Origin of the sequence: Aestuariivirga sp. (assembly GCF_020252405.1) — a bacterium.
Lineage (GTDB): Bacteria > Pseudomonadota > Alphaproteobacteria > Rhizobiales > Aestuariivirgaceae > Aestuariivirga.
This window is the reverse complement of sequence record NZ_JADCDA010000013.1, coordinates 1-6978: the sequence shown is the minus strand read 5'-3', so window position 1 is coordinate 6978 and position 6978 is coordinate 1. Positions and strand designations below refer to the sequence as shown.

The 6978-nt window shown below is 63.6% G+C and carries 10 protein-coding genes; 5 read left to right on the top strand and 5 right to left on the bottom strand.

Annotated features, from left to right (window positions below; all coding sequences use genetic code 11):
* Window positions 1-130: 130 nt before the first annotated feature.
* Both IOC69_RS03090 and IOC69_RS03085 read left to right on the top strand, forming a co-directional pair.
* A complete protein-coding gene (locus IOC69_RS03090; protein ID WP_290542063.1) occupies window positions 131-571 on the top strand; it encodes a GNAT family N-acetyltransferase in 441 nt (146 codons plus the stop codon).
* Complete coding sequence (locus IOC69_RS03085; RefSeq protein ID WP_290542062.1) at window positions 568-696, top strand: hypothetical protein; 129 nt, start codon at window positions 568-570, stop codon at window positions 694-696. The genes IOC69_RS03090 and IOC69_RS03085 overlap by 4 nt, the downstream gene beginning before the upstream one ends.
* 6 nt (window positions 697-702) lie before the next feature.
* On the opposite strand, the gene IOC69_RS03080 is transcribed toward IOC69_RS03085, so the two are convergent.
* Window positions 703-1011, bottom strand: coding sequence for a hypothetical protein (locus tag IOC69_RS03080; RefSeq protein ID WP_290542061.1), 309 nt, complete (start codon window positions 1009-1011; stop codon window positions 703-705).
* A gap of 205 nt (window positions 1012-1216) precedes the next feature.
* Here IOC69_RS03080 and IOC69_RS03075 point away from each other — a divergent pair, with 205 nt between their 5' ends.
* Window positions 1217-1603, top strand: a complete 387-nt coding sequence (locus IOC69_RS03075; protein WP_290542060.1) for a DUF1622 domain-containing protein — start codon at window positions 1217-1219, stop codon at window positions 1601-1603.
* A 51-nt stretch (window positions 1604-1654) separates the two neighbouring features.
* Here IOC69_RS03075 and IOC69_RS03070 read toward each other — a convergent pair whose 3' ends face one another.
* From IOC69_RS03070 to IOC69_RS03055, 4 genes are all read right to left on the bottom strand, one after another.
* Window positions 1655-1996, bottom strand: coding sequence for a hypothetical protein (locus IOC69_RS03070; RefSeq protein ID WP_290542059.1), 342 nt, complete (start codon window positions 1994-1996; stop codon window positions 1655-1657).
* Window positions 1993-2886 carry a 2-dehydro-3-deoxygalactonokinase gene (locus IOC69_RS03065; RefSeq protein WP_290542058.1) on the bottom strand — a complete coding sequence of 298 codons (894 nt, stop codon included), beginning with the start codon at window positions 2884-2886 and terminating at the stop codon, window positions 1993-1995. The genes IOC69_RS03070 and IOC69_RS03065 overlap by 4 nt, the downstream gene beginning before the upstream one ends.
* A gap of 147 nt (window positions 2887-3033) precedes the next feature.
* Complete coding sequence (araD1, locus tag IOC69_RS03060; RefSeq protein WP_290542057.1) at window positions 3034-4032, bottom strand: AraD1 family protein; 999 nt, start codon at window positions 4030-4032, stop codon at window positions 3034-3036.
* Between the two features lie 47 nt (window positions 4033-4079).
* Window positions 4080-4994, bottom strand: a complete 915-nt coding sequence (locus IOC69_RS03055; RefSeq protein ID WP_290542056.1) for an SMP-30/gluconolactonase/LRE family protein — start codon at window positions 4992-4994, stop codon at window positions 4080-4082.
* Window positions 4995-5231: 237 nt separating this feature from the next.
* Here IOC69_RS03055 and IOC69_RS03050 point away from each other — a divergent pair, with 237 nt between their 5' ends.
* Both IOC69_RS03050 and IOC69_RS03045 read left to right on the top strand, forming a co-directional pair.
* On the top strand, window positions 5232-6239 hold the full coding sequence (locus IOC69_RS03050) for a TerC family protein (RefSeq protein WP_290542055.1): 1008 nt from the start codon (window positions 5232-5234) through the stop codon (window positions 6237-6239).
* A 66-nt stretch (window positions 6240-6305) separates the two neighbouring features.
* Complete coding sequence (locus tag IOC69_RS03045) at window positions 6306-6821, top strand: TIGR00645 family protein (RefSeq protein WP_290542054.1); 516 nt, start codon at window positions 6306-6308, stop codon at window positions 6819-6821.
* The last annotated feature ends 157 nt before the right edge of the window (window positions 6822-6978 follow it).

Genomic DNA, 6978 nt, shown 5'->3' with positions numbered 1-6978 from the left:
CGCATCGGAATCTGTGGACAAAGGCCCTCATCCGCCCTTCGGGCACCTTCTCCCATCCTTCGGACGGGAGAAGGGAACCCATATGCGATAGCCCTCCCCACGAGGGGGAGGGAAATCCTAATGGAGTCAATTGACCGCCCGCCGCTCTAACGACTGGTTGCGCCAACGGGCGATGAAGAATGAGAGCCGCTTCTCGCGCACCTATGTCGTGTGCCAGGGCAATCAGGTCGTCGGCTATTTCTGCATTTCGGCAGGCGCGGTTGAGCGCGCGGCCGTACCGGGGAAGGTGCGCCGCAATGCGCCGGACACGGTTCCGGTGCCGGTCATCGGCCGGTTGGCTGTGAGCCTTTCCCATGCGGGAATGGGGCTCGGCGCGGACATGCTTTCGGATGCACTGCGCCGGACCGCGCTGGCGTCACGGAGCATCGGCATCGGCGCGGTTCTGGTTCACGCCAAGAATGAAAACGCCAGGCGCTTCTATCAGCGCTGCGCGGAATTCATCGAATATCCCGAAGAAAGCCGGACATTGTTCCTGCCTGTTGAAACGATCGTCGCGGTATTTGGAGCATGATCCGCAAAAGCGGCGCCACTTTTGCGGATCATGCTCCGGAATGCCGCCCGGGCGAATTGCGCGGCGAATTCGACGCCAAAGTGACGACGCGGCCCGACGGCAGGCAACCGCCGCCGCATCATTGAGATTGCCTATTGCGCCACCGGCAGGAGCCGCATCCGGCACATGCCATCGGCCCAGCCCTCATCTTCGGGCTTGGTCTGCGTGAATGAAAGGACCTTCCAGGGAACATATTCGCCGTCCTTAAGGCGGTAGCCGAGGTCTTTCATCTTACGGTCCCATGGGTCGCCGTCCACCAGCACCCGGCCGTCGGCCACACTCTTGAAACAGGGAAAGTCAATCACCCTGGTCTCGGGCGTCGCCCCCAGGGCAGGAAGCCCGGCAATAAGCAGCACGAGACTTATAAGAGAGAGGCGGCGCATGGGAAGATTTTTCGCCACGCTTCCGCCGCCTGTCAATGGGGCCCTGCGGCTTTGACCGGAACCTTCGAGAGGGTCCGAGGCCTGCGTGCAAGCTCACCCGCCATGCCATGAGCGCGGCCGATTTCGCGCGGGCCTTGCATGCGGAGGGCCGGGAGGACATGAGTGGGGTGCCGCTGGCTGCGCGCAAGCCCAGCGGCAGGATTTCCGTGCTGGAGGACGTCTGATGAGCCACGAACTGATCAAGGAATTGACACTCCTCCTCTCCACCATCACGGAGGGTGCTGCGGCCTTCGTGATTGCCGTTGCGGTGATCGAGGCCGCGTTCCGCACTCTGTGGCTCATCCCGCAGAGCTTTTCGGGCGGCGAGGCCTCCTCCGGCCATGAGGCCAAGGAAGATGTGCGCCTGAGGCTGGGCCGCTGGCTGGCGCTCGCGCTGGAGTTCCTGCTCGCCGCCGATATTTTGCGCACCGCCGTGGCGCCCAGCTGGTCGGAGATCGGCGAGCTGGCCGCCATCGCAGCAATCCGGACGGCGCTGAACTTCTTCCTGCAGCTCGAAATCGACCGGGCCGAACAGCGCAAAACCACCCCGCCCGAGGCCCGCGCCGGTTAGCGCATGTTCTTTTCGTTCAGGCGATTCCGCCTGAGCGGAGCATGCGCCAGATCAAAAGCCTGAGCATGATCTTATCGCAAAACCGGTTCCACTTTTGCGGATCATGCTCCATGCCCCGCTCCAGCATACCGAGATCTGGCCGCCCGCCGATTTCACGCGGTCGACGCTGTCGGTGGTGAGCACGGTTCCAGCCCCCACCACCATGCGGCCCTGAAAGCGCGCGGCCAATGCGGCGATGGAGCGGAATGGCTCCGGCGAATTGAGCGGCCCCTCGACGATGCGGGTGCCCGCCTCGTAAAGCGCGGTGCCGATGCCCGCTGCCTCGTCCGGACTGATGCCGCGCAGGATGGCGAGGATGCCGCAGTCCGCCGCGGCCTGCTCGGATCCGATCATATGATCCCAGCCTTTCTTGCGATGATCGCCAGTCCCTTGACGATGGCCTGCGGGTCGCCATGGCGCACCTTGAGCCCCGCGATTTCGATGGCCTTGACATAGCGCCCGCCGATGCCGTGGGAGGCCAGAACGGCATATTGAGCCTCGCGCGGATTGCCGCGGATGGCATGCGCCACCTCGGTGCCGATCACCTGGCCGGAGAGATAGGACGAGATCGCCTCAGGCGCCAATTCGCCGAACAGCCCCAGCGAGCGCGCCGAAAAGATGCGGTGCAGGAAGCCAGCCGGATCTTCCAGCGCCGCGCGCACGCCCATGGCGAAGGCCTCCTCGTCATCGGGCCCCGGCTTCATCAGGCGGCCCAGAATGGTGTGGTCCTTCAGCGCGGCGAAGACCTCGCCCGTCACATAGGTCGCATAGCGCACCAGCCTGTCGCCCTCGGTGGCGATCCACTTCGAATGCGTGCCCGGCGTCACGAAATGACTGACGCCCAGATCGAGCGAGCCAAACACCTGCGCCTCCTCCGAGCGCATCACATCGGGCATGCCATCGGGTGCTCTGTAGCTGAGGCCGGTGGCGAAGGCGATGCGGCGGCCGGAGGCCGTGGTGTGGCGATGCAGCGCCTGCGCCAAATCCGCCGCTCTGGCGGGACAGGGAAGATAGGGAAGCTCGATCCAGCCCTGCCGCGAAGTGATCATGCCCGCCGCCATGACGGGCAGGCTCACGTCCCACGCGCCGATCAGCCGTTCGAGTGCGTCTTCAAACTTTCCATCCTTCACCGCGAGGATGCCCTCCGCCGCCGCGATGCTGTCCTGCACATGGCCGCCAGCGCCCACGCGATAGGCGCGGAAGGAGGTGGTGCCCCAGTCGAGGGCGATGAACTCTGCTGTCATGGCCCCGTGATAACAAGGCTTCGGGCGGATTGCACGGCAGAAGGCGCATTACCTTCAGCACGGCATGCCGGCCAGGCTGACGGGCATCGGGTCTCCGCCAGGGTTGGAGGGCGACAATTACGGCGAAGGCTTAAACCTTCGGTTCGGTCAAAGCGCCTTCACGCTCCCAGGCTTGTGCGTGGATTTGACCGCCCTCAGCGGGTTGCGCAGCGGCGCGCCGAAGCAAGGCGCGGTGATTTCGAAGACATCGCCATCCTCGGTCTTCACATTGTCGGCGATGGAGAGGGTGGCGGTGCCGAAATAATGGATGTGCAGATCGCCCGGGCGGCGGAAGCCGTCATACTTGAAGTGATGATATTCGAGGTTGGCGATGGTGTGGCTCATGTTGGCCTCGCCGGTGAGGAAGGGTTTCTCCCAGATCACCTTGCCAGCCCTGATGATGCGGCTCATGCCCTCGATGGAGGCGGGGATGCCGCCCACCACCATCTCCGGCCCGATGGCGGAGTGCCTGAGCTTCGAATGCGCGAGGTAGAGATAGTTCTGCCGCTCCGTCACATGGTCGGAATACTCATTGCCCAGCGCAAAGCCCAGCCGCACCGGCCGGCCCTTGCCGTCGATGAGATAGAGACCCGCCAGTTCCGGCTCCTCCCCGCCATCGAGCGCGAAGGCAGGCAGCGGCAGCGGCTGGCCGGGGCCGGAAAGCCAGGAGCCGTCGCCCTTGTAGAACCACTCGGGCTGGACGCCCGCCTCCGTCTTGGATTTCGGCTTGCCGCCCTCGAGGCCCAGCTTGAACATCCTGAGGCTGTCGGTGAGCTCTTCCTTCGCACCCGACAGCTTCTTGTGCATGCCGTCGCGCGCCGCGGCGGAGCCCAGATGCGTGAGGCCCGTGCCGGTGATGATGCAGTGGGCAGGGTCCGGGTGGTCCACCGGCGTCAGCACCCGCTTCTCCTTCAGCGCCGCCGCATAATCCTCGGTCGTGGAGGTGGCAAGCGAGGAGGCCATGGCGGAAAGCTTGACTCCCTCCGCCAGCGCCATGCGGGCCAGGTCCAGCGTGGTGGCCACCTTCTTCAGCAGCACGATCCTGTCCGCCGCAACCAGTCCCACGCGGCGCTTGCCCTTCAGGTCCGTGATCTGAACGAGGTTCATGGCGGCAACTCCTATCGCTGCATTTGCATGACGGATAACCCGTCCGCTCAGCCCGCGAAAGCGGGTTTTTCGAATCCGGTGACTTGCGGGTCGAAGCAGAACAATCCGCCGCTCAGCGGCCGGTCGCGCAGCTCTTCCTCCGGCAACCCCTGGCGCGAGGAGGTGGCATAAAGCGTGTCGAGCTTCGGACCGCCGAAGCAGACGTTCGTCACCCGCTTCGCCGGCATCGGCACAACGCGGTCGATGCGGCCCCCGGGGTCAATGCGCAGCACGCAACCGCCGTCCCAGCGCGCACTCCAGATGAAGCCATGGGCATCCACCGTCGCGCCGTCCGGGTAGCCGTAATCCTTCGTGTCGTTCAGCACCCGGCGGTTGGAGATGGCGCCGGCCTCCGCGTCAAAGTCATAGGCATGGATGATCTGCGCCAGCGAGTCCGTGAAATAGAAGGTCCGTCCGTCGGGCGACCAGCACGGGCCGTTGGAAACGCCGATTCCGGTCTCCATCGCCGCGATCCCGCCCATGGCATCGATGCGGAACAGCTTGCCGGTCGATGCGGTGATGGGCAGGTCCTCGCCGCGGGGTCCGATGTTGTTCATCATGGTGCCGAACCAGAAGCGGCCGCGCGCATCGCAGGCCCCGTCATTGCCGCGGTTGCCGGGCGTTCCGGGGTCGATCCTGCGCCAGGGCGTGAGTGCGCCCGTTTCGGGGTTGAAGATCGAAAGCCCGGTGTGCGTGCCGACCAGCACCGTGCCGTCATGGCGCTTCGCCATGGCCGTCACCTTTTCGGTGAACTGCCATTTTCGACAGGCGCCGGAGGCCACGTGCAGGCGGCGGATGGCCGAAGGCTCGATAATGTCGAGCCACCACAAGGTCTGTGTGGCCGCATCCCAGAAGCAGCCTTCGCCCAGCTTGTCCTTCGCCTCGACGAGGCAGGTGACGGGGATTTCGGTGATCTTCATCATGCACTGCGTCCTCTCAGTCATTTGCGCCGGTTGGCCATGTGCCGGCGACCCGAATGGCTGTCCCCGGGCGCAAATCCGCGCCTCCCTCAGGGCACTTCACGAAGTCGTTATCGGCGTATCCCTTGAACTTGCCGCAATTTGCCCCATTTCGCCAGAGCAGCGCCGGGCCCCTCTGGCGGGAGTCGCAATCCCGTGATGTCGGAGCTGCAAGTGATAACCGTCAACGTGGGTCCGGCTATGGAAACTCTCCCGGCATTCCTTTTCTCCGATTTTCTCGGCACGCCCGCCTATTTCTGGGTGATCTTCATTTCCGTGGTGATCGGCCTCCTCGTCCTCGATCTGGGCTTCCTGCACAAGGGCCAGAAGGAGATCGAGGCGAAGGAGAGCTTCCTTCTCTATGGCGGCTACATGGCCATTGCCTTCGCCTTCGGCGCCTGGGTGTGGTATGCGCGCGGCAGCCAGTCCGGCCTCGAATTCTTCACCGGCTACCTGATCGAGCAGTCGCTGGCGATGGACAATATCTTCGTCATCGCGACTGTCTTCGCGTTTCTCGGAATCCCGCGGCTCTACCAGCACCGCGTGCTGTTCTGGGGCATTCTCGGCGTCATCGTGTTCCGCGCCATCCTCATCGGGGTGGGCGCGGCGCTGGTCATGTCCTTCCAGTGGATCCTGTTCCTGTTCGGCGCCTTCCTCGTTTTCACCGGCCTCAAGATGTTCAAGACCTCGAACGAGAAACCCTCGCTCGAGGACAACTGGATGCTGAAGCTCATCAAGCGGAACTTCCGCGTCACCGACAGGCTGCATGGCGAAAAATTCGTCGTCCGCCAGATCGACCCCAGGACGGGCAAGCTGTCGCTGTTCATCACGCCGCTCCTCGTCGCCCTCATCATTGTCGAATTCGTGGACCTGGTCTTCGCGGTGGACTCGGTGCCGGCCATCTTCGCCGTCACCCAGGACCCGTTCATCGTCTACACCTCGAATATCTTCGCCATCCTGGGCCTGCGCGCCCTCTATTTCGCGCTCGCCGCCGCCATGCACCGCTTCAAGTATCTCCAGTACTCGCTCGCCGTGATCCTGGTGCTCGTCGGCATCAAGATTTTCCTGGTGCCGCTGGGCGTGAAGATCGATACGGCGATCTCGCTCGCCGTCACCATCGGCGTGCTGGCGAGCGGAATCCTCTGGTCACTGTGGAAGACCCGCAACGACAGGCCCGAGCCTGCCCCGGCGCCCAACCATGCGGAATGAGGGGGCCTCTTGCCTCAATTGCGGAATGCGCTATCAGAGGCCCCGTCCAAAGGCGGGGCCTCTCCCATGAAGAAGCTCGAACATTTCATCGAAGGCATCATCCTGGCCTCGCGCTGGCTCCTGGTGGTGTTCTATCTCGGCCTTGCGGTGGCGCTGCTGCTCTATGCGGTGTCATTCGGCAAGAAGCTGTTGGAGTTCGTCGAAAAACTCCTCGTGCTGGAGGAAACGGACACCATCCTCAAGATGCTGTCGCTGATTGACGCCACGCTGGTTGCGAGCCTTGTCGTGATGGTCATCATCTCGGGCTACGAGAATTTCGTCAGCCGCTTCGACAATGCCGAAGGCACGGAGATTTCCTGGCTTGGCAAGGTCGATGCCGCCTCGCTCAAGATCAAGGTGGCCTCCACCATCGTGGCGATTTCATCCATCCACCTGCTGCAGGTCTTCCTCAACGCCCAGCAATACACCGACGGCCAGCTGATGTGGCTGACCATCATCCACCTCACCTTCGTCATCTCCGCCCTGCTGCTCGCCTATATCGACAAGCTGATGGTCTCGACCAAGAAGGCGAAGGGCGAGTAGGCCTCCACATGGAGTTCACCTTGCCCCGGCTTGTCTCGACGATTTGCGCTTTAATGGAGGAGCCGGGGGTGCCTGACCGCACCCCCGGTGTTGGCGGGAGACCGATTTACCGGGCTGGTCCCTAGAGACCGTGGTCAAGCTTGGTCCCCGTCATCTT